This is a genomic window from Gemmatimonadota bacterium (assembly GCA_041390105.1).
Lineage (GTDB): Bacteria > Gemmatimonadota > Gemmatimonadetes > Longimicrobiales > Gaopeijiaceae > JAGQIF01.
Map to the genome: position 1 here is coordinate 80,211 of JAWKQO010000004.1, position 21,633 is coordinate 101,843.

Here is a 21,633-nt window from a genome sequence, read left to right on the forward strand (position 1 = left end):
GATCCGTGAGAAGGTTGGCGGTCAGTTGGCCGCTGCGGTTTCCTTGAGAATCTCTTCGAGTGACGTCACGCCGCGCTCCAGCTTCTTCAGTCCGTCCATGCGCAACGTCAGCATGCCCTCGGAGACGGCAGCCTCACGGAGCTCGTCCGTGCCGACCGCCTGCATGATCAACTTGCGCACCGTGGACGTCACTGCCATCACCTCGTACAAGCCCTGGCGACCCCGGTACCCGCTGCCGCCACATTCATCGCAGCCCTCGCCCTTGTAGAACGTCACCCGCTGGATGAAGTCATCCGGCAGGCGGGCCGCCCGCAACTCCGACTCGGGATAGCTCGCTTCCACCTTGCACTTGCTGCAGATCCGGCGAACCAGGCGCTGGGCCGTCACCAGGTTCAGGGCGGCGGCCACGTTGAAGGGCTCCAACCCCATGTCGATCAGACGAGTCACCGTCGAAGGGGCATCATTCGTGTGAAGCGTGGAGAGCACCAGGTGTCCCGTCAATGCTGCTTTGATGGCGATGCCGCCAGTTTCCAGGTCGCGGACCTCACCCACCATGATGATGTTGGGGTCCTGACGCAGGAACGCCTTCAAGGCGGCCGCGAAGTCCAGGCCGATCTCCGGTCGCACCTGCACCTGGTTGATGCCGTGCAGGTTGTACTCGACCGGGTCCTCGGCCGTCATGATGTTCACTTCCTCGGTGCTGACCTTGGACAGCGCCGAGTAGAGGGTGGTGGTCTTTCCGGAGCCGGTGGGCCCCGTCACCAACACCATCCCGTAGGGGTTGGCGATGGCCGTCATGAAGTCCTGCTCGGCCTGCGGTTCGAAGCCGAACTTGGACAGATCGAACGTCAGGTTTCCCTTGTCGAGGATACGCAGCACGATCTTCTCGCCGAAGATCACCGGCAGCGTGGACACACGGAAATCGACGACCTTGTTCTTCATGCGCAGCTTGATGCGCCCGTCCTGGGGCACACGCCGCTCCGCGATGTTGAGATCGGAAAGGATCTTGATCCGGGAGGTAAGCGCCGCCTTCATCTTCATCGGCGGCTTCATGACTTCCTGCAAGGCACCGTCGATGCGATAGCGAACCCGGATCTCTTTTTCGTAAGGCTCGATGTGGATGTCGGAGACGCCCTTCATCACGGCGTCCGTTAAAAGCCCGTTGATGAACTTGACGACGGGAGCTTGCTCGACCTGCGCCTGCAGCGCAGCGACGGAGACCTCGTCGTCCTCGGCGTCCTCCACGAACTCGAGCTCGTCCTCCTCGATGAAGTCCGAGAGGAGGGTGACCATCTGATCGTCGGGCGCCTCGTAATAGCGCTCGAGGATTCCCCGCAGCGTGAACTCCCCGACGATGACCGGTTCGATCTCGGAGCGAGTGATGAATTTGACGTCATCGATCGCTCCCAGATCGGAAGGATCGACCATGGCAACGGTCAGCCGCCGGCCGACCCGTCGGAGCGGCAGGACCAGATGCTTGACCGCGATGTCCCCCGGAATCACCCGCAGGAGCTTCTCGTCGATCTCGATCTTGCTGAGGTCGACGGCAGGGACGCGATGCTGCTTCGCGAGGACGCGGGTAAGCGCCACCTCCTCGACAAAGCCGAGCTTGACCAGCTGGAAACCGACCCGGGTCTTGTGCGACCGGGCCTCCCGCATGGCCTCGCTCAGTTGTTCGGTGTTGATGAGGCCTTCCTTGACCAGGAGCTCGCCCAGTCGGTCGGCCGCCACTTTCGTCGCCATCCGCTCCCTACGCACCTCAGGTGGGTGGGTGTAGCGCCCCTCCCACAGCACAAACAATGCCATCTGTGGGACTGTTGCCTCGGACCCTCGACGCGGCCCGCTGCCGCCCCCGCGACCCATGGCACCCGAGCAAAAAGGGTGCGACGGCGGGGTAGAAAGGGCCCCGCGCCCGGTCTGGCCTTCGGGCTCAGGGAACGCGCAGCCTTGCACGAATCCGCGCCAGCGTGGCAGGACCCACGCCCGGCACCGCCAACAGGTCGTCCACCGAGGCGAAGCCCCCCCGTTCCTCTCGTGTCGCGAGAATGCGACGGGCCAGAGCGGGCCCGATCCCTGGCAGGGCCTCCAGGTCAGCGGCGGTCGCCCGGGCCAGGCTGACGACCGCTTCGGTTCCAGGCACCGGCGGCGCCAGGGGCCGGCTCGGCGGCACGCCACGGACCTCGATATGGGGCCGAAGACGCTCGAGCGTGGCCGGGCCCACGCCTCGCACCCGCGCCAGCGCCTCCACGGTAGCGAACGGGCCACCCCGCTCCCGCTCTGCGATGATGGCGCGTGCGAGGCCGGGGCCAACACGCGGAAGTCGATCGAGCTCCTCTTCGCCGGCTCGGTTCACATCGAGGAGCTCTCCGTCCTCGATCGGGCGGGTGCGGCGCTCCTGGTCCGCGACCGCGCTGTCGGTCGCGGTCAGCAGCGAATCGAGCGCTCCTGCTTCAGGATCGAGGAGAAGCGGAGCCGCCGGTGTCCAGGACAAGGCCAGGCGAACGGCTCCCAGGGCCAGAAGGAAAGCGACCAGGCGCCGCATGGCGTGGATCTCGTGTTCTCCCACGGAGAGAAGCTGTCGGCGCCACCGGGGCTGCCCCATGGGCGGGCAGGCCGAGCTGGGGTCCCGAGCGGGACGTCCTCGGAGCATCCGCGCCCCCCTGGGCGCCGAGCACCCCACCTGCGCAGAGCTTCCCTAGCGGAAGGCGTCTCCGGCAAAGAGGCGCGCCTGGGCCTGAAACTGCCCGAACAGGATGAGCTGGAACTGGGTCGAGCCGCTGCGCTGCCCGACGAACGAACGCCGGTCCACGTAGGCGAACTCCAGTCCAAGGTCGAGGTCCTGGACGGAGGAATCCAGCGTCAGGCTGAGGGAGCGGTTCAACTGGTCCACGAACGGGACGCAGTCCAGGCCCCCGATCACGGTACGGCACTCCTCCTGCCGCGAGTAGGTGGCTCGCAGCGACACCGCGACCGGTCGGATGAGGCGCTCCGCCAGCCCCCACGGTGGCACGAACGACGAGGTTACGGCGAGGCTGTGCAGTTGCCCATCCCGATCGGTGCGTCCGGTGGGGTCCGTTCCGTTGCCTCCGTCGAAGGAACCGCGGTAGGTGGTGTTCAGGATCCCCGCCCAGGCGACCGACGCATCGAGCGGGACCCGCACGTCGTCCTGACGCCGACGCTCCTCGGAGGCTCCGCCGAAGGACCGATCGGTCACGCGGCGTGCGTAGCCACCCGATAGCGTGACGCGACTGAGCAGGGGGCGGACCCGCTCAGGAACGGGAAGGTCAGCGAACGAGACCCGCACATTCGGCCAGGTGCGGTCCTCCCGGGTCCGATCGGACCGCGTGTCGAACGTGGCGGTGGTCGCCTGCTGGAAGTCGGCCGCCACCGAAAGCGACGCGGGCAGCTGCAGCCCCCCACCCAGCGTGAACGTGGAGCGATCGGCGAGGAACGCCGCCGTGTCGCCTGCCAGGAAACGGTACCCATCGATCCCGATCCAGCCGAGTTGGTAGGCCAAGCCGGGATCCACCGCTTCGCGGTTGAGTCGCACGTTGATCCCGTCTTGCCAGGAGGCAACCACTGGCGACAGGGCCTGGAGCGCCCGCCGGATCCACGGCGCGGTGCCTTCGGACCCGGCGAAGCGCGGAGCCAAGCGGGCAGGGTCGATCGACGCTCGGGCCTGGATCGAACGGCGTCCATCCACGTTGCGCTGCAGCGCCGGAGCAGGGTCAGCCGGGTCGGTGCGCCGGCGCACGAGGTTGGCGTCGCGGTAGGACCCGTACGTCGTGTTGAACTCGACGCCGCCCCTCAGCCAATCACTCAGCTCGGGCTGATAGGAGAAGCGCGTGGTGAGCTGGCGCGTGGTCTCCCACCCCAGATCCATGCCGAGCAGGGAGCTGCGCTCCCGCGCCAGCAATTGCTGGACGGCCATCTCACCGACGACCTCGGAGGGATCCAACAGGTCGCGCCCCGTCAGCCAATCGAGTCCGGCCCGCAACGACGGCAGGGGCTCGAAGGCAAGGTTGGCCCGCGTTTCCAGACGAGAGCGGGGTGCCTGCGTCGTCCCCTGCGCCGAGTCCCCGGGCTGCACAAGGATCTGGTCGAAGCGACGGATGTCGCTGTCGTCCCCCTCGTACGCGAGGCTCAACGCCAGGCGCGTGGGCGACCAACGCACGTCGGCCTCGAGCAGGGACGCGGCCCAGGCATCGGGCAGCAGCGCCAGCACGGTGCCTTCCATGAAGCCGGGCACGACAGACGTGGTCCGCGCGGAGGGCTCCGCGTGGAAGCCCACGCGCGCGTCTACCGATTGGGCGCTTCGAGTCGTCGTTACGGTCGTCAGATCCGCAGTGGTCAACCCTACATTCGCCTCCAGCCCTTCAAGCAACGGCCCGTACCACCCCTGCTCCATCGGCGTCGACTTGCGGAAGGAGAGGCCGATGCGGGTGCTGCCGTCGGCGGGCCGGCGCAGCCCGGCCAGCTGGTCGGCCCGCAGGTCGCTTCCTCCGAGGAAGCGCGGATCGTCCCCAGTTCGGGTATGGGTGACGGAGAACGGCACATCGACACCCCAGGTGTCGGGGACGAAACGGTCCAGCTGGACGGTGCTGCGCAGCGAGAAGGTCGACCGGTCGAAGTACTCGGGCTCGTCGCGCAGCTGCCGAAAGAACGGATTGCGGTTCGAGAAGGTCAACGTGGTGGTGAACACGCCCCCGGCGTCGAGGGCGACCTCCAGATGACTGGCCACGCCCGCGGTACGCACCGCGCGGGAGAGACGCAGCTCGTCGATCCAGACCTCCCCGCTGATCGGGAGCTGTCCCTCGTTGGCGACCCCCATCGAGATCTCCCGCACGGCCGCCAGCACAGGCGCGCGTGCACGATCCTGCAGCACGACAGCGTAGGTCGAATCCGCATTCCAGAACTCCAGCGGCGCTCCCGTCACGGCGGACGGATTCTCGATGAGGAACGCTTCGGCCCGCTGGCGCAGGTCGATCCACTCGTTGAAATCGATGAGGAGTTCGGGAAGCCAGTCCGTGGGATGCACACCCGACGTGGACGCGGCGCGAGGAAGCTTGGTACGGAAGAGATAGAAGTTGTCGGCGTCGGACCCCACCTTGAGGAACAACCAGGTCGGTACGTTGGCCCCCCACTCGCCGCTGGGAGCGACGGCCCAGAGGCGGGCCTGTCGGTAGGTGAAGAAGTTCCGGGGGCGCTGGGGAAAACGCTGAACCACTTCCGCGCGGGCGCCGGGCTGCACGTCTTCGAAACGCAGGCTCAGGGAGCGTTCCGAGAATTCGACGCCCTGCCCGCTCAGTCCGGTGGTGGGATTGTCCAACTGCTCGAGCACGCCCGGCGGTGGGTTGTAGCCGTCACCTGCAGACACCCTGCTGGCGGTGCTCACCGCCAGGGAGCCGCTTCCGCTGAGGTCGTCGCCGGCCAGTCCGTCGAGCACCCCCTCCAGTCCGCGTTTCACCCACCGGGAGCCCACGATGCGCGGGCGAGCCAGAACCAGCGGCGCCGGGCGCCGTCCGGCGAACGTCAGGCGAAGATGCTTCACGCCGCGCCAGTCGGCCTCGGTGAACAGGCCACCCGGGTTGATCGCATCCGGTGTGCGCAACGGAATGCGGTAGAGCCGGAACGCCGTCCCGGTCTCGGAAGCGGACCGGACCAAGAACGGAGAATTCCCGGCCAAGGGCACGACGTAGCGGATGAAACGCTCCAGGGTGTCCAGGTTTCCGTCGCCATCGAGGTCCTCGGAATCGACACGCCCGTTTCCAGCGGTGCAGACGGCGGAGGGATCGCCCACCCGGTAGATGGCGCCGCGCTCTCCTCGACACCCCTCGCCCCAAACGCCGAACTCGTCGAGCCCGTCCGACCAGATCTCGCCTCGCGAGGGATCGGCTTCCTGGTCGAGCCGCCCCAATCCCCAGCTCCTCCCGTTCGGTTTCACCCCGGACGTCGCCCCGACCGAATCGATGAACATGGCATCCTCGGACACCACGCCAAGGTCGATGATCACCGTCAGCGAATCGCCGTCGGCCACATAGAACTCGAGATACTCGGAGCGGGAGAGATCGACACCCGTGGGGCTGAGCGAGGTGGTCATCGAACGCCAGCGCGTCTCGGAGAAGGCGGCCTGCTGGCCCGCGCCGAAGCCGACCCGCAGGGCACTCTCCCGAGTGGGGCTACCCACCACCGTGAGCTGCCCGTCGATCTCCTGGGGGAGGAAGCCCTCGAACACGCTGGTGCTGTCCTCACCCGCTTGGGGCGTGCGCCACGTGTGCTGCCAGACCAGCGCGGCCGCCTCGTCCGCACCCAGGAAGGCAGGAAGCTCCTGCTCCGCTCCGTCCCGAACCGAGGGTGCGCTTCCCAGTCGCCACAACGACGAGAAGCGAGGGATGGGGAACTCACTGGAGGTGTCGAAGTCGTCGAGGAAGACGTCTCGTTGCGTGTTCGGGTTGGGCAGAGAGAACGCCAGCTCCCCGTTCACGCGCAAGCTGGAGGGGCGGGTCGGCGAGACCGGCAGGTTGGCCACCGCACGGTCCAGCCACGCGGCGGGCAGCACCACGTCGGCGTTGACCCCGCCCAGCCAGATCGCGGACGACTCCACGCCGAGCTGGGGCCTGCGCACCAGGTCGCGCTCGAACTGATACATGCCCAGGAGACTGACCCGTCCTCCGGGCCCCAGGTCGTAGTCCACCCCCATTCCCAGGATCGTGGTCGGGGCGATCTCGAAAAGAGACTTCTGTTCCCAGGTCGCGCTCAGGCTTTCGCGCGGAAAGCGGGCGAACAGCCCCCCGGGGTCGAGCAGCGTGACGCTTCCGATGTCGTAGTCGATCAGATAATCCACGCCGGGGCGCAGCCGGTAGTCGCCCAGCATCAGGCGCTCCGAGCCGTCGCGGATGCCGAAGGCGCCCAAGGAAAACGTGCCCAGCGAACCCTCGCTCTGCACCGTGAACTCGAGGTTCAGCCGAAACAGCCCCGCACTGCGCCGCTCCAACGGGTCCGGCTCGTCGTAGATCGCCGGATTGGCCAGCCCTCCCAACAGGGCCGCCGTCTGGGAAGCATCCAGGCCGAAGGCCGGAAGCGCCGGAGGCTGCGCGAAGGGACGCAGCGTGGGGAACACGAGGTAGGTTCCGGGCACCTGTGGGACATCTCCCACCGACTCGTCGGCGGGCCGGTAGATCACGGACCCGTCCACCTGATCCACCGGCGACTGACTGTCGACCCCGAAAAGCCTCAAGTAGGAGAACTCGCCCGGCGCCCCGCGGGTGAAAGTCCTGCCTCCGCTCAGCTCGCCCACGGAGATGTCGAGGTCGATGGAGGACGGGTCGACGTCCGAAGCGGCCGAGACCCGGTAGATCTGCCTCATTTCCAGCTCCCAGGTCGGGCGCCCGGGCTGGTGGTTGGGGCTGGTGGCCCGCAGGAGCCGCAGCTGGGGCCGGCCACCCAGTGTGTAGATGCGCTCCGGGTTGTAGTCGCCGATGGTATCGCCGCTGGCGGCGATGTAGGTCACAGCCAGCATCTCGCCCGCCAGCAGGGGCCGACGCAGGCCGACCCACAGGCCGCTCGGGTGCACGAAGTAATCGATGTCCGGCGAGAGACTGCGGAACCAGCCCGACTCGGTCACGACGTCCCCGCCCCGCTCCAGGGTGGCATCCGCCTGGATGAAGCCCTGCACCTGCTGGCGCACGACGGGCTCGGCCTCGAAGCGGTAGAGCTGGATGGGCGCTGTCCCGGGCGCCTCTTGGGGCGGGGCATCCGCCGGAGTGAGTGCCAGGACGTCGACGTGCGGGTAGCCCTGCAGCCGGGCAGGATCGAGCAGGAAGAAGAATTGGCCGTCCACATAGTCGGCGTCGTCGATCACGAGCGTGTCTCGGCGCAGAAAGCCCTCGGCGGCGCCCAGCGCGGCCGGCCGGAACTCGGTTCGCTCGACATCCCCTTGCTGCTGTGCGAAGACGGTCTGGAACGAGAGCGGCCCGGCCCGGCCCGTGGCTCGGATCCCCAGATTGGCGGCCGGGATCGACTGGGTGAGGAAGCGGGATTCGGGAAGCTCGAAGCTGACGTCCCCCAGCTCGATGCGCTGGAGGAATTCCCCAGGCCGCCCCTGGTAGTAGAGGTTGAGGGTGTTGGCCGCGGAGAATTCGCGGGCCTGCTCATAGTCGACGTTGACGTAGAAGCGATCGAAGATGCTCCCGCCCGCCTCCAGCCCGAACTGCAATTCAGGAGTGATCCGGGGGAGCAGCCCTGCTTCGCAGGATTCCTGGATGGCCACGTCACAGGGTCGGAAGCGCGTCCAATCGCCTCCGAGCTCTCCCCGCCCCCTGAACCGGACCTGGAGACCCTCGACGCCCGGGACCGTGTCCGCGGGTACGGGCGCCTGCCCGGAGAGCGGCGGCGCGACGGCCAGCGCGAGGACGGCCCCCCACAGGACCCGCCTGCCTCTCACCGGCTCGGATCCTGCGTTCCCTGGGTCCGACCAGGGGATCGGGTCGCGCTGCCCGGTGTAGACCGGGCCAGCCCGGTACCCGTCGAGCGGCCTGCCCCGACCCGAACAGAGACCCCATGGGCATCCTGACACGCTATCTGGCTCGATCTCATGTGGGCCCGTTCCTGTTCGCGCTGGGGGCGCTGACCGGACTGCTGTTCCTCAACGCCGTGGCCCAACGACTCAACCTCCTGGTGGGCAAGGGGCTGGGGTGGGGCATCATCGGGGAGTTCCTTCTCCTTTCCCTGCCCCATACCGTGGCGTTGACCCTGCCCATGGCGGTGCTCATCGCTGTTCTCTATACGTTCGCCGACCTGACCGGGGCCAGCGAGGTCACCGCCATGCGCGCCGGGGGGGTCCCCCCGTCCCGCCTGTTGGTCCCCATGCTGGTCCTGGGCGGGATCGCTGGCCTGACCACCTACTACTTCAACGATCAAATCCTGCCCGAAGCGAACCATCGGCTCAAGACGCTGATGATCGACATCGCCAACAAGAGCCCCACCTTCGAGCTCCGCGACCAGGTGGTCAACGCGATCGAGACGACGGAGTTGGGCACCGTCTCCTACTACCTGCAAGCGACCGAGATCGACCAGGCCACCAACGGGCTGCGGGACGTGACCATCTTCGACGTCACCGACCCCCGCCGCCACCGCACCATCTACGCCGACCGTGGCGAGATGGCCTTCAACGAGGCGCGGACCGACCTTTACCTCACCCTCCATGAGGGCGTCGTCTTCGAAACGGACGAGGATCGGCCTGGCAGCTTGATGCGGACCGGGTTCGCGACCCAGGTGATCCCCCTGCGAGGCGTGGGGGACCTGCTGGAGCGGGAGGACGAGCAGACCAGCCGCAGCGACCGGGAGATGTCGGTCTCCATGCTCATGGCGGAGGCCGCCAACTATCGCGCCCAACAGGTGGACGCCTCCGAAGAGGCCCGTGAGGAATCCCTGACCGCCGTACGAAAAGCCCTGGGGCTCCCGCTGGACGCCGATTCATTGCTGCCGCAGGATACGGCCCGAGCGGACGCAGCCATCACACAGGCCGCGTTCCTCCAGGAGGAGATCCCCGACGACGGGATGACCCGCGGCACGACAGTGAGCATCCGGACGAGCAAGGCCCGTTGGGAGATCGCCCGCGACAACCGCTCGCGCTATTGGGTCGAGATCCACAAGAAGTTCGCGATCTCGACCGCCTGCCTCGTCTTCGTGCTGCTCGGCGTCCCGTTTGCCATTCGCTTTCCCCGCGGAGGCGTGGGGATGGTGATCTCCGCATCCGTGGGGATCTTCGGCGTCTATTGGACCGGCCTCATCGGGGGCGAGAACCTGGCGGACCGGGGCCTCGTCTCGCCGTTCTGGGCCATGTGGGGTCCCAATCTCATCTTCGGCTTCTTCGCCGTGATCCTGGTCCGTCGCATGGGCCGGGAGACGGCCAGCATGCGGGGGGGCGGTTGGGACGACCTGCTGCATTCGCTCAAGGGGTGGCTGCGCCACCCCTTCGGAGGACGGGAGCGGACGGCGTGAGGATCCTCGACCGCTTCGTGGCGCGGAGCTTCCTCAAGCTCTTTCTCGCGTTCGTGATCGGAGCGCCCCTGCTCTTCTTGATCGGGGACCTCACCGAGCACGTCGACCGCTACCTGGCCAGGGGGGTCACGCCCGGCGAGATGGTGCTGGCGTACGTCTATCAGTTCCCGCAGTACATGCTCTGGTCCTTCCCCATCGCGGGTCTGATCGCGGCGGTCTTCACCGTCCAGGCCATGACGGCCCACCACGAAGTGGTCGCCGCCAAGGCCGGCGGGATCTCCTTCCACCGCCTGGTGGTCCCCATTGTCCTGCTGGGCCTCCTGCTGACCGGCGTGGGGGTGGGGCTCACCGAGCTGGTTCCCCGCACCACCCGTCGGGCCGCCGAGCTCTTCCGGGAGCGCGAGGTGCGCCGCGATTGGCGCACCAACTTCGTCTATCAGACCGAGGACGGCCTCAGCATCACAGTGGCGCGCCTCTCCCTCCCGGAGCGGACGCTGCAGGAGGTGGCCCTGGAACGGGAGGCTGCGGATGGAGAAGGGCTGGACTACTACCTCATCGCCGACCGGGCGGCCTGGAGCGACGAGGAGGGCTGGACCTTCCACAAGGGGTACGTGCGCCACTTCCTGCCCGAAGGCATCGAACGCGCCTACGCGTTCGACCAGTACCGCACACGTCTGTTCAGCGAGCCGCCCAACCAGCTCCTCGAAGACCCCCCGGACGAGGAGCAGATGACCTACGCCGAGATGGGCAGGATGATCGAGACCATCCGCCGTTCCGGTGGCAATCCCGTTCCCCTGCGCGTCAACCAGGAGCAGAAGCTCGCCATCCCGGCGGCCACCCTGGTCGTGATCCTGTTCGGCTTGCCGCTCGCCACCAGCTCCAAACGCGGTGGCGCATCCTTCGGGGTCGGCGTCTCCCTGGCGTCCACGATCTTCTACATGGTGTTCCTGCGCATGGCGGGCGCCATCGGGGAGAGCGGTGGGCTCCAGCCCCTGCTGGCCGCCTGGTTGCCCAACCTGGCGTTCCTGGCCGCCGGAGCATTCCTCTTCAGTCGAGTGCGCACCTGACGGGGACGCCGCTCCACCGCACCGCAGTCAATCCGCACAACGGCGTACGAGCGCCGTGGCCAGGGTGCCGCTCATCACTTCCTCGACGGGGCCACGCAGAACGACGCTCCAGTCGTCACGCACGGTGACCTGAAAGGTCCCTCCCTCCATCTGCACCACGTGGGATCCCGCCGGGAGCCGGCCGCTCTTCACCGCAGCGGCGGTCGCGGCACAGGCGGACGTGCCGGACGACGAGGTCCGACCCACGCCTCTCTCCCAGATGCCGATCCGCAACCCTCCGTTTTCCACCTGCGCCAACTGCACGTTGGTGCCCCGCGTAAAGCGCCGGTGGCTACAGATCCAGGGGCCCAATCGGGCGAGGTCCGCGTCGGGGTCCACACCGAACACGACGAAGTGGGGGTTCCCCATCGAAACGGCGATCCCCTCCAGCGGCCGTCCGGCAGCGTCCGCCAGCGCGTCCGACCCGACCAACCCTACGGCTTCGGGCCCAAAGGCGGCGTGGCCCATCTCCGCCTCGACGTCCAGTCTCCCCTCCTCGTCGCGCCCATGGATCTGCATGCGGACGGCGCTGCCACCCACCTCCACGACAAAGGGCTCAGCTCCGACTTCCCCTGCGGCGAGGAGCCACGCCGCTGTCACACGCAGACCGTTGCCGCTCTTCTCGAACTCACCTCCGTCGGGGTTGAACATGCGCAAGCGGATGGGCGTCTGCGACGCGTCCACGATCACGACCCCGTCGCCCCCGACGCCCCTCCAGCGATCGCACACGGTCCGCACCGCGCTCGCACTGACCGGCCACGACTCACCGCGCGCGAACACCAGGTAGTCGTTGCCATGCCCGTGGGCCTTCCGGAACGCATCGCCTGCCCACCACAGATCCGCCCCTTGGGTCTCGCTCGCGCTCACGTCGTTGTCCTCGTTCGTCGTGTTGACCACCCAACACCCCCAGCCCCTCTCCGCCGTGAAGCGGGCCCGGCCCCAGACAGTGGAGCGTGTCATTCTCACACGTCGGGAAACCCCTGCACAACCGGAGTCGTAGGGTCACGGGTTCCGGTACGGGACCGAGGACGCCCGGGTTCGCAACCTTTCTTGCGGGCCACCCGTCCAACCCTGTGCCGACGACCACTCGAGAGTACGGATCCCATGCAACGCATACATATGGGGGCTCTGGCCCTGTCCTTTCTGCTCACGGTCGCCCCGCTCGGGGCCCAGGAGGCTCTCGACGCGGAGCCGGCGAGCGTTCCGGGGCGGCGGGCGTTGCCGCCAATCATGGAAGCCGTCGCCATCACCACCGAGGAGCCCCGCATCGACGGGGATCTCGCGGATCCGGTGTGGCAGACCGCTCCGGTAGCCTCCGATTTCATCCAGTACCAGCCGAACGAAGGCCAGCCGGCCACCGAGCGCTCGGAGGTCCGGGTGCTCTACGGCATCGACGCACTGTTCGTGGCGTTTCGGGCCTACGATCGCGAGCCGGACCTGATCGCGGCCCAACTCACACGGCGGGACGAGATGGGCTACTCCGACCGCGTGCACGTGGTCATCGACAGCTACTTCGACCGACGTACGGCCTTCCACTTCGCGGTGAATCCGCTCGGGGTGAAGACCGACATGTACCGCTTCGACGACACCAACGAGGACGAGTCCTGGGACGCTGTGTGGGACGTGGCCGCCCGACGCGATGAGCAGGGCTGGACTGCGGAGTTTCGCATCCCCTATTCGCAGCTCCGCTTCGAGACTGCCCCCATCCAGACCTGGGGCATCAACTTCATGCGCGAGATCGCTCGGCGGCAGGAGCGCTCGGTGTGGGCCCCGCTCTCCCAGCAAGAGAACGCAGTGGTCTCGCGGTTCGGCGAGTTGCGGGGACTGAAGAACCTGACCTCACCCCGACATATGGAAGTGCTTCCCTACTCGGTCGCTCGCTTGACCCGTGCGACCGGGGATCCGGCGAACCCCTTCTACGACCGCAACGACCTCTTCGGGACGGTGGGCGCCGATCTCAAGTACGGAGTGACCAGCAACCTCACGCTGGACCTCACGGTCAACCCGGACTTCGGGCAGGTCGAAGCCGACCCCGGACAGGTGAACCTCTCCGCGTTCGAGTCCTTCTTCTCGGAGCGACGCCCCTTCTTCGTGGAGGGCGCCAGCATCTTCAACTTCCGACTGTCCCAGGGAGACGGCGACGACGCCAACGAGTCGCTGTTCTACTCACGTCGCATCGGCCGCGCGCCGCAGGGCAGCGCGGATCCCCAAGGGGGCTACGCCGAATCCGATCAGCAGACGAACATCCTGGGCGCCTGGAAGCTGTCCGGGAAGACCGCCGACGGGTGGTCGATCGGACTTCTGCACGCGCTGACCGGCCAGGAGCAGGCATCCGTTGTCACAGGGACCGGCCAGCACGAGAGCCAGGCCATCGAGCCCCTTACGAACTACGCGGTCGCCCGCGTCATGAGGGACTTCCGCGACGGAAAGAGTGCCGTCGGCATCGTGGCCACCGGCGTCAATCGAGACAAGACCATTGCGGATGAGCTGGGACTACGCTCTGGCGGATACACGGGCGGTGTGGACTTCCGCCACCGCTTCGCCAACGACGAATGGGAAGTGCAGGGCTTCCTGGTGGGCTCCCACGTGGTCGGCTCCGAAGCCTCGATCGAGGCCACACAGCGCTCCTCTGCCCGGTACTTCCAGAGGCCGGACGCGGATCACGTCGAGCTCGATCCCACTCGGACCTCTCTGACGGGATGGTCGAGCAACTTCAGCATCGGGAAGATGGCCGGCGGATTCTGGCGGTACGCCACGGGTTTCCAGGCACGGTCTCCCGGATTCGAAGCCAACGATATCGGCTTCATGCGGTCGACCGACGCGCTCTCCCCGTGGGTGTGGGTGGGATACCACCACTCGACCCCCACCGAGCGCTTCAACCGTTGGAACCTCAATCTCAACGGGTGGAGTGCCTTTACGTTCGATCGCGAGCGCACGGGCCTGGGCGGGAACGTCAACGGGAGCTTCACGCTCAAGAACTTCTGGGGAGGCTACCTCGGCGTCGGCCGTCAGGTGGGCTCGTATTCACCGACGCTGCTGCGCGGCGGTCCGCTGTTCAAGACGGAGTCGGCGTGGAACGGGTGGTCCGGCCTCTGGAGCGACAGTCGCCGACCGCTGCGAATGGAAATGAACGGATGGTGGGGCGTGCGACCCGAGAGCGATTCCTGGAATGTGGGAATCGGCACGGGCGCCACCTGGCGCGCGTCCAACGCGACCCAACTGTCGCTGCGGCCGCAGTTGGGCTTCAACGTCGACGATCGTCAGTGGGTGACCCGCATCGGCGCTTCCGCAGACCCGACCTATCTGTTGGCCCGGCTCGAGCAGAAGACCTTCGGCATCACGGCTCGGTTCGACTACACCTTCACTCCGGACCTGTCCCTGCAGCTCTACGCTCAGCCCTTCCTGGCCAGCGGGAGCTACACCGATTTCAAGACCGTGGCCGATCCCCGCAACGAGCGCTACGAGGAGCGGGTCCAACCCGTGGGCGCGTCCGAGAGCGACGGGGTCTACACTGGCGACGCGGATGGCGACGGAACGCCCGAGACGTGGGACAACCCCGACTTCAACTTCGGTCAGTTCCGCTCGAACGCGGTGCTGCGCTGGGAGTATCGACCCGGCTCCGCGCTCTTCCTGGTCTGGTCGCAGGGACGGGACCGGTACCGGGCTCTCGACGGAAGCCTGAGCGTGGATCGGGATCTGGATCGCCTCTTCGGCCGGCGCCCCGACAACATCTTCCTGATCAAGGTCAGCTACTGGCTGAACCCCTGAGGGCTCCGCGCCCGTCCGTCTCCGCGCCGTCCTCCCCGTCCCCAGCCCCTGGGGGTGGGGAGGACGCCTGCGGGAACCCACTCCGGCGAGGGGTGTAGGCCCCGCTCGACAACATGGAATCCGTGGTGATTTGCGGCGTATTGCGGCCACGTAAAACAACCCGCTAAAAGGCCCGCCCCCTGGGGCGTTCTCTTCGGCGGGGGTCCTCGCCGTTCCTCACCCCGACAATCGAGCGCCGGCGCCGCCGCGTCGCCTTCCGTGGTCCGGAAGGTGCAAGAGGCCCCGTGCCTCCCCTGAACCCGAGAGACGACGTGACCCATCAGGCCCCATCGATCCGAGAACTCCTCGAGCGCCTTCTCGCGGAGCGCATCCTGGTCCTCGACGGGGCCATGGGGACGATGATCCAACGCCATCGGCTCACGGAGGCGGACTTCCGCGGCGAGCGCTACGCCCATCATCCCCGGTCCCTGCAGGGCAACAACGACCTCTTGGCCCTGACGCGTCCCCACGTGATCGAGGGCATCCACCGCGAGTACCTGCAGGCCGGCGCGGACATCCTCGAGACCAACACGTTCAACGCCAACCGCGTCTCCCAGTCCGACTACGGCACCGAGGGAGACGCCTACGAGATCAACGTCGCGGCAGCCCAGCTGGCGCGCGGCGTAGCCGATGAGTTCACCGCGCGCGATCCAGCGCGGCCCCGTTTCGTGTGTGGCGTGCTCGGCCCTCTCAATCGCACTGCCTCCATCTCGCCGGACGTCAACGACCCCGCGTTTCGCAACATCACGTACGCTCAGATCGTCGAGGCCTACCGCGAAGCCGCCCAGGGCCTCCTGGACGGAGGCGCGCACGTGCTGATGGTGGAGACGATCTTCGACACCCTGAACGCGAAGGCGGCGCTCTTCGCGTTGACGGGCCTCCTGGAGGAGCGCGGGGTGGATGTCCCCATCCTGATCTCCGGGACCATCACCGACCAGAGCGGACGGACCCTGACCGGGCAGACGCCGGAGGCGTTCTATCGCTCCATGCGTCATGCCCGACCGCTGTCCATCGGGCTCAACTGCGCCTTGGGTGCCCGTCAACTGCGGCCGTACCTGGAGGAGATCGCCGGGCTCGCCGAGTGTTGGGTCAGCTGCCACCCCAACGCCGGCCTGCCGAACGAGTTCGGCGAGTACGACGAGTCCGCCGACACGATGGCCGGCCTCGTTCGCGAGTTCGCGACCAGCGGATTCGTCAACATCGTGGGGGGTTGTTGCGGCACCACCCCCGCGCACGTCGCGGCCATCGCACGCGCCGTGCAGGACCTCCCGCCGCGGCCACGGCCGACCCCGGATCGAGTGTGCCGGCTGGCTGGCCTCGAACCTCTGACGATCACTCCCGATTCGCTGTTCGTGAACATCGGCGAGCGCACGAACGTCACCGGCTCCGCGCGCTTCGCTCGACTCATTCGAGAGGGAGACTACGAGACGGCACTACAGGTGGCTCGCCAGCAGGTCGAGAGCGGCGCCCAGATGATCGACGTCAACATGGACGAGGGACTGCTGGACGCCGAAGCGGCCATGACCCGTTTCCTCAACTTGATCGCGTCGGAGCCCGACATCAGTCGAGTCCCCATCGTGGTCGATTCGTCCCGCTGGGAGGTGATCGAGGCAGGTCTTCGGTGTATCCAGGGCAAGCCGGTCGTGAACTCCATCAGCCTCAAGGACGGCGAGGAGGACTTCGTCACCAAGGCGCGCCTGGTCCGCCGCTACGGGGCCGCGGTGATCGTCATGGCGTTCGATGAACGCGGGCAGGCGGACAGCGAGGATCGCAAGGTGGAGATCTGCACGCGGGCCTATCGCATCCTGACGGAGCAGGTCGGCTTCCCGCCCGAGGACATCATCTTCGACCCCAATATCTTCGCGGTCGCGACCGGGATCGCCGAGCACAACCGCTACGCACTCGATTTCCTGGGAGCCACCCGCCGGATCAAGGACTCGTTGCCCGACGCCCTCGTATCGGGTGGCGTCAGCAACCTCTCCTTCTCCTTCCGCGGCAGCCCCCACGTCCGAGAGGCCATGCACTCGGCGTTCCTCTACCATGCCATTCGAGCCGGGATGGACATGGGGATCGTCAACGCTGGGGCGCTGGTCGTGTACGACGAGATCCCGGCGGAGCTCCGCGACGCGATCGAGGACGTCCTCTTCGATCGACGGCCCGACGCTACCGAGCGCCTGACCGCCTTGGCCGATCAGTTCCGCGGAGCGTCCAACGCGGTCACTGAGACGTTGGAGTGGAGGTCCCTCCCCGTCGAGGCCCGCATCGAGCACGCCTTGGTCAAGGGCGTGGCCGACTTCATCGAAGAGGACGCAGAGGAGGCCCGTCGGGGCAGAACCCGCGCCATCGAGGTGATCGAGGGCCCTCTGATGGACGGTATGAACGTGGTGGGTGATCTCTTCGGCGCAGGAAAGATGTTCTTGCCCCAGGTGGTCAAGAGCGCGCGCGTCATGAAAAAGGCCGTCGCCTATTTGGTTCCCTTCATCGAGGAAGAGAAAGCAGCCAGCGGCGAGACGCGGTCGAAGGGCAGAATCCTGTTGGCCACCGTGAAGGGCGATGTCCACGACATCGGGAAGAACATCGTCGGTGTGGTGCTGGCCTGCAACAACTACGAGATCATCGATCTCGGCGTCATGGTACCTTCGGATAAGATCCTGGAGCGAGCCCGCGCGGAGCACGCGGACGTGATCGGACTCTCGGGGCTCATCACCCCTTCCCTCGAACAGATGGTCCACGTGGCCAGCGAGATGGAGCGCGAAGGCTTCGAGATCCCGCTGCTGATCGGGGGAGCCACCACCTCCAAGGTGCACACCGCAGTCAAGATCGAGGAGCGCTATCACGGCCCCACCGTGCACGTCCTCGACGCCTCTCGCAGCGTGGGCGTGGTGGGGACCCTGCTCGACGCCAGCCAGCGGGATGCGTACGTGGCGCAGGTCCGCGAGGAATACTCCCATCTGCGCCGCCACCAATCGGCGCGCCGGGCCGGCCAACGCACGCTCACTTTCGAGGAAGCCCGCCGCCGCCGGCATCGGGCCGACTGGAGCGCCTACCGACCTGTGGCACCGCGCAGGCCGGGCATCACGGTGTTCGACGACTATCCGCTGGCTGAGCTGGTACCCTTCATCGACTGGACGCCCTTCTTCCGCACCTGGGAATTGGCAGGACGGTATCCGGACATCCTGGACGACGCCACCGTGGGCGTGCAGGCCCGCGGACTGCTGGAGGATGCCCACGTGCTGCTGGAGCGGATGGTTCGCGAGCGGCTTCTCACCGCACGCGCCATCGTCGGTCTCTTTCCTGCGGCCGCCCACGGGGAGGATGTCCACATTTTCCCCACCGGCGACCGCGCCGGTCCGGGCGTCGCTTTTCGTCACCTGCGACAACAGTTCGACAAGGACGGGCGCCCCAACCTGTCACTCGCCGACTTCGTCGCTCCACGCGACTCGGGCGTGGAGGACTGGACCGGCGCCTTCGTGGTCACGGCCGGAGTCGGCCTCGACGGGCTGGTTGCGACCTTCGAAGCGGACCACGACGACTACCACGCCATCCTCGCAAAGGCGTTGGCCGACCGTCTTGCCGAAGCCTTCGCCGAGCACATGCACCAGCGGGTGCGCCGCGAGCTGTGGGGCTATGCTCCAGAGGAGAGCTTCGACAACGAGGCGCTCATCGCGGAACGGTATCGCGGAATCCGTCCCGCGCCCGGATACCCCGCCTGCCCTGATCATACCGAGAAGCGCGCCCTCTTCGACGTCCTGGCAGCCGAGCGTATCGGGGTTTCGCTGACGGAGAGCTGTGCGATGCTTCCCACCGCCACCGTGAGTGGGTGGTACTTCGCCCACCCCGACAGCCAGTACTTCGGCGTCGGCCGGATCGGGCGGGACCAGGTCGAGGACTACGCCCAGCGCAAGAGCATGCCCACCGACGAGGTGGAACGCTGGCTCTCACCCAACCTCGCCTACGACCCGGGAAGCGTATGAATCTGTTGCGGGAGTGGATCGGAGACGAACGCGTCCACATCATGGACGGCGCCATGGGCACGTTGCTCTACGAGCGTGGCGTCTTCGTCAACGTCTGCTACGACGAGCTGTCCATCTCCGAGCCCGACCTGATCCGCGGCGTGCATGAGGAGTACGTACGGGCCGGCGCCGAGATCCTCGAGACGAACACATTCGGCGCCAACCCCGTGAAGCTGTCGGCATTTGGGTTGGACACGCGCACAGAGGAGATCAACGCCGCCGCGGTGGCCTGTGCCCGCGAGGCGGCTCGGGGCGCGGCGGCCGTGATCGGAGCCATCGGACCGCTGGGCGTGCGAATCGAGCCCTGGGGCCCCACCTCGTACGAAGAAGCAGTCGGCTACTTCCGCCGACAGGTCGTCGGGCTGCTCGAGGGGGGCGTCGACGGCATTCTCTTCGAGACCTTTGCCGACCTGGACGAGTTGCGCGCAGCGATCGAGGCCGCACGCGCGGAGACCGACCTGCCCGTCATCGCGCAGATGACGGTCGACGAAGACGGCCGCACACCGCTGGGCACGCCGACGGCAACCCTGGCCGCGGCGCTCGAGGATTGGAAGGTTGACGTCGCCGGACTCAACTGCTCCGTCGGGCCGGCGGTCATGTTGGACGCCATCGAGGAGATGGCCGACATCGTGACCATGCCGCTCTCGGCCCAACCCAACGCCGGCGTGCCACGTACGGTCCGGGACCGGAAGATCTACATGGCCAGCCCGGAGTACATGGGGCGCTACGCGCGTCGTCTCATCGAAGCGGGCGCCCGCTTCGTGGGTGGTTGCTGCGGCACCACGCCGGAACACATCCGTCGCATCCGTGACTCGGTGGCGGCCATGCAGCCGCGAGGCGCGCACGTGCAGGTGGCGCTGCCCGCCCCGTCCGCCAGCGCGGCGCCGGTGCTCGCGACCCCCATCGAGGAGCGCTCTCGACTCGGGCGCAAGCTCATTCGCCGCGAATGGATCACCAGCGTCGAGATCGTCCCGCCCAAGGGTTGGGATCCCTCCGCCATGCTCGAGCGCGCACGGCAGGCGTATCTAGCCGGGGTCGACGCCGTCGCCGTGTTGGACGCTCGCGGGCACGGTCGGATGGGCGGCATCGCCTCGGCTCTGGTGCTGCAACGCGAGGTGGGCATCGAGCCCATCGTCCACTATACCTGCCGCGACCGGAACATGCTGGGCATGATCTCCGATCTCCTGGGGGCGGCGGGGGCTGGGCTGCGCAACCTGCTGGTCACCACGGGAGATCCCTCCGCCATGGGGCCCTACGCGGAGGCTTCCGCGGTCTTCGACATCGACTCCATTGGTCTGACCAACGTCTTGAGCGCGCTGAATCGCGGCGTCGACCCCGGTGGCGCGTCCATCGGTGAGCCCACCCGCTTCGTGATCGGCATCGTGGCCAGACCGGCGGCGATCGATCCGGAGCGCGAAGTGGAGCGGTTCGCGTACAAGGTGGAAGCCGGCGCGGAGTACGCGCTGACCCAAGCCGTCTTCGATCCCGAGCGGCTCGTGTCGTTCCTGGACCGGACCGCGCGCTGGCGCATCCCCACACTGGCTGCGGTGCGCCCTCTGCTCTCCGTACGCGACGCGGAGTTCCTACACAACGAAGTACCGGGAATCGTGATTCCCGATGACGTTATCGAACGGATGCGTCGCGCCGAGACGCAAGGGGCCTCCCACGCCATCGAGGAGGGCGTGCGCATCGCGGTGGAGACGGCTGTGGCCTTGCACGATCGAGTGCAGGGATTGCACGTCAGCGCGCCCAGCGGTCGCCACGACCTGGCGCTGCGCGTCCTGGACGAGGTGAGGGTCGAGCGGGGCTGAGCGGCCAGCCACGGAGCTCCTTCCCCGTGGCAAGGGCGGTCCCCCAGCGCGCAAGCGCGCGTCGCTCACGTGCGACACCGACCAGGATTGGCCCCCAACTTGCCGCCCCTCGGGGGATTCAGCTCCCGACCCCCCGCTTTCCCCGAAACGCCGTGCCACGCCGTCAGCCGACCTACGCGATCCGCTACGTCGACCCGTCCCACCCGGAAGAGGCGTGGGCCCCCGCACTGGTCGCCGGAGGCATCGCCGCAGTCGTGGGGGGCGCACTCTGGTCCGTCGTCATGGCCGTGTCGCCTCTGGGGCTGGATGTCCTCGCGGTGGGCATCGGCGTCCTGGTCGGGGTGGCCATGGCGGCTGCGACCGCCGCGCGGCGAGCCATGCTGAGCGCCACGGCCGCTCTGCTCACCCTGGTGGGGATCCTCACCGGCATGTTGCTTACGGTGCAGATGTCGCCCGATCTCGGCGTATCCCGGATGATCGTCGATGATGCGGACGCACTTGCGGGTGTCGCCTTCTGGAAATTGCAGCGGACGCATCAGGTTCCGGAGGGAACGCTCAGAGAGCTAGAGGCGTTGGGACCCGCCGACACGGTTCCGGATCTGCTCTGGGCGGAGATGCTGACGCTGGGGCACGACCACGTACGCTCCCTGGACCCCGACGCTCGGGAAGCCCTCGCCCGCGAGTTCACCGAGGGCTTCATCCGCGAGGGGGGGGCCCTGGGGCGGCTCCGCACCGAAACGGACCTGCTGGACCTGCTGTGGGGCCTGGTCGCCATGGCGGCGGCGGCATGGCTGGCGGGGCGGGCGCGCGAGTCCAGTCCCGCTGGGGGCCCCTGAGCGGGTCACGCACAGCTTCGGCCCATGAGGGTTCCCACCACCCTCGCCCAAGGAGTTC

The 21,633-nt window shown here is 67.5% G+C and carries 10 protein-coding genes and 1 riboswitch; of the genes, 6 read left to right on the plus strand and 4 right to left on the minus strand.

What is annotated here, in order from left to right; genetic code table 11:
- Positions 1-21: 21 nt before the first annotated feature.
- The 3 genes from pilB to R3E10_17085 all read right to left on the minus strand — a co-directional run bounded on the left by pilB (position 22) and on the right by R3E10_17085 (position 8,443).
- Positions 22-1,743: a type IV-A pilus assembly ATPase PilB gene (gene pilB, locus R3E10_17075; GenBank protein MEZ4417469.1), complete on the minus strand. Its 1,722-nt coding sequence runs from the start codon at positions 1,741-1,743 to the stop codon at positions 22-24.
- A 187-nt stretch (positions 1,744-1,930) separates the two neighbouring features.
- Positions 1,931-2,542, minus strand: a complete 612-nt coding sequence (locus tag R3E10_17080) for a ComEA family DNA-binding protein (protein MEZ4417470.1) — start codon at positions 2,540-2,542, stop codon at positions 1,931-1,933.
- A gap of 153 nt (positions 2,543-2,695) precedes the next feature.
- Entirely contained in the window at positions 2,696-8,443 is a 5,748-nt protein-coding gene (locus tag R3E10_17085; GenBank protein ID MEZ4417471.1) for a hypothetical protein, read from the minus strand.
- Positions 8,444-8,559: 116 nt separating this feature from the next.
- Between R3E10_17085 and R3E10_17090 the strand changes: the two genes are divergently transcribed.
- The gene (locus R3E10_17090; GenBank protein MEZ4417472.1) at positions 8,560-10,002 is read left to right on the plus strand and encodes an LptF/LptG family permease; all 1,443 of its coding nucleotides are present in this window, start codon (positions 8,560-8,562) and stop codon (positions 10,000-10,002) included.
- A complete protein-coding gene (locus R3E10_17095) occupies positions 9,999-11,069 on the plus strand; it encodes an LptF/LptG family permease (GenBank protein ID MEZ4417473.1) in 1,071 nt (356 codons plus the stop codon). The genes R3E10_17090 and R3E10_17095 overlap by 4 nt, the downstream gene beginning before the upstream one ends.
- Before the next feature lie 27 nt (positions 11,070-11,096).
- On the opposite strand, the gene dapF is transcribed toward R3E10_17095, so the two are convergent.
- Entirely contained in the window at positions 11,097-12,068 is a 972-nt protein-coding gene (gene dapF / locus R3E10_17100) for a diaminopimelate epimerase (GenBank protein ID MEZ4417474.1), read from the minus strand.
- Between the two features lie 144 nt (positions 12,069-12,212).
- Here dapF and R3E10_17105 point away from each other — a divergent pair, with 144 nt between their 5' ends.
- The 4 genes from R3E10_17105 (at position 12,213) to R3E10_17120 (ending at position 21,575) form a co-directional block, all read left to right on the plus strand.
- Positions 12,213-14,876 carry a DUF5916 domain-containing protein gene (locus tag R3E10_17105; protein ID MEZ4417475.1) on the plus strand — a complete coding sequence of 888 codons (2,664 nt, stop codon included), beginning with the start codon at positions 12,213-12,215 and terminating at the stop codon, positions 14,874-14,876.
- A gap of 112 nt (positions 14,877-14,988) precedes the next feature.
- Positions 14,989-15,063: riboswitch (SAM riboswitch) on the plus strand.
- 124 nt (positions 15,064-15,187) lie between these two features.
- Entirely contained in the window at positions 15,188-18,889 is a 3,702-nt protein-coding gene (gene metH / locus R3E10_17110) for a methionine synthase (GenBank protein ID MEZ4417476.1), read from the plus strand.
- The gene (locus tag R3E10_17115; GenBank protein MEZ4417477.1) at positions 18,886-20,739 is read left to right on the plus strand and encodes a bifunctional homocysteine S-methyltransferase/methylenetetrahydrofolate reductase; all 1,854 of its coding nucleotides are present in this window, start codon (positions 18,886-18,888) and stop codon (positions 20,737-20,739) included. Before metH ends, R3E10_17115 begins: the two co-directional genes overlap by 4 nt.
- Positions 20,740-20,891: 152 nt before the next feature.
- The gene (locus tag R3E10_17120; protein ID MEZ4417478.1) at positions 20,892-21,575 is read left to right on the plus strand and encodes a hypothetical protein; all 684 of its coding nucleotides are present in this window, start codon (positions 20,892-20,894) and stop codon (positions 21,573-21,575) included.
- The last annotated feature ends 58 nt before the right edge of the window (positions 21,576-21,633 follow it).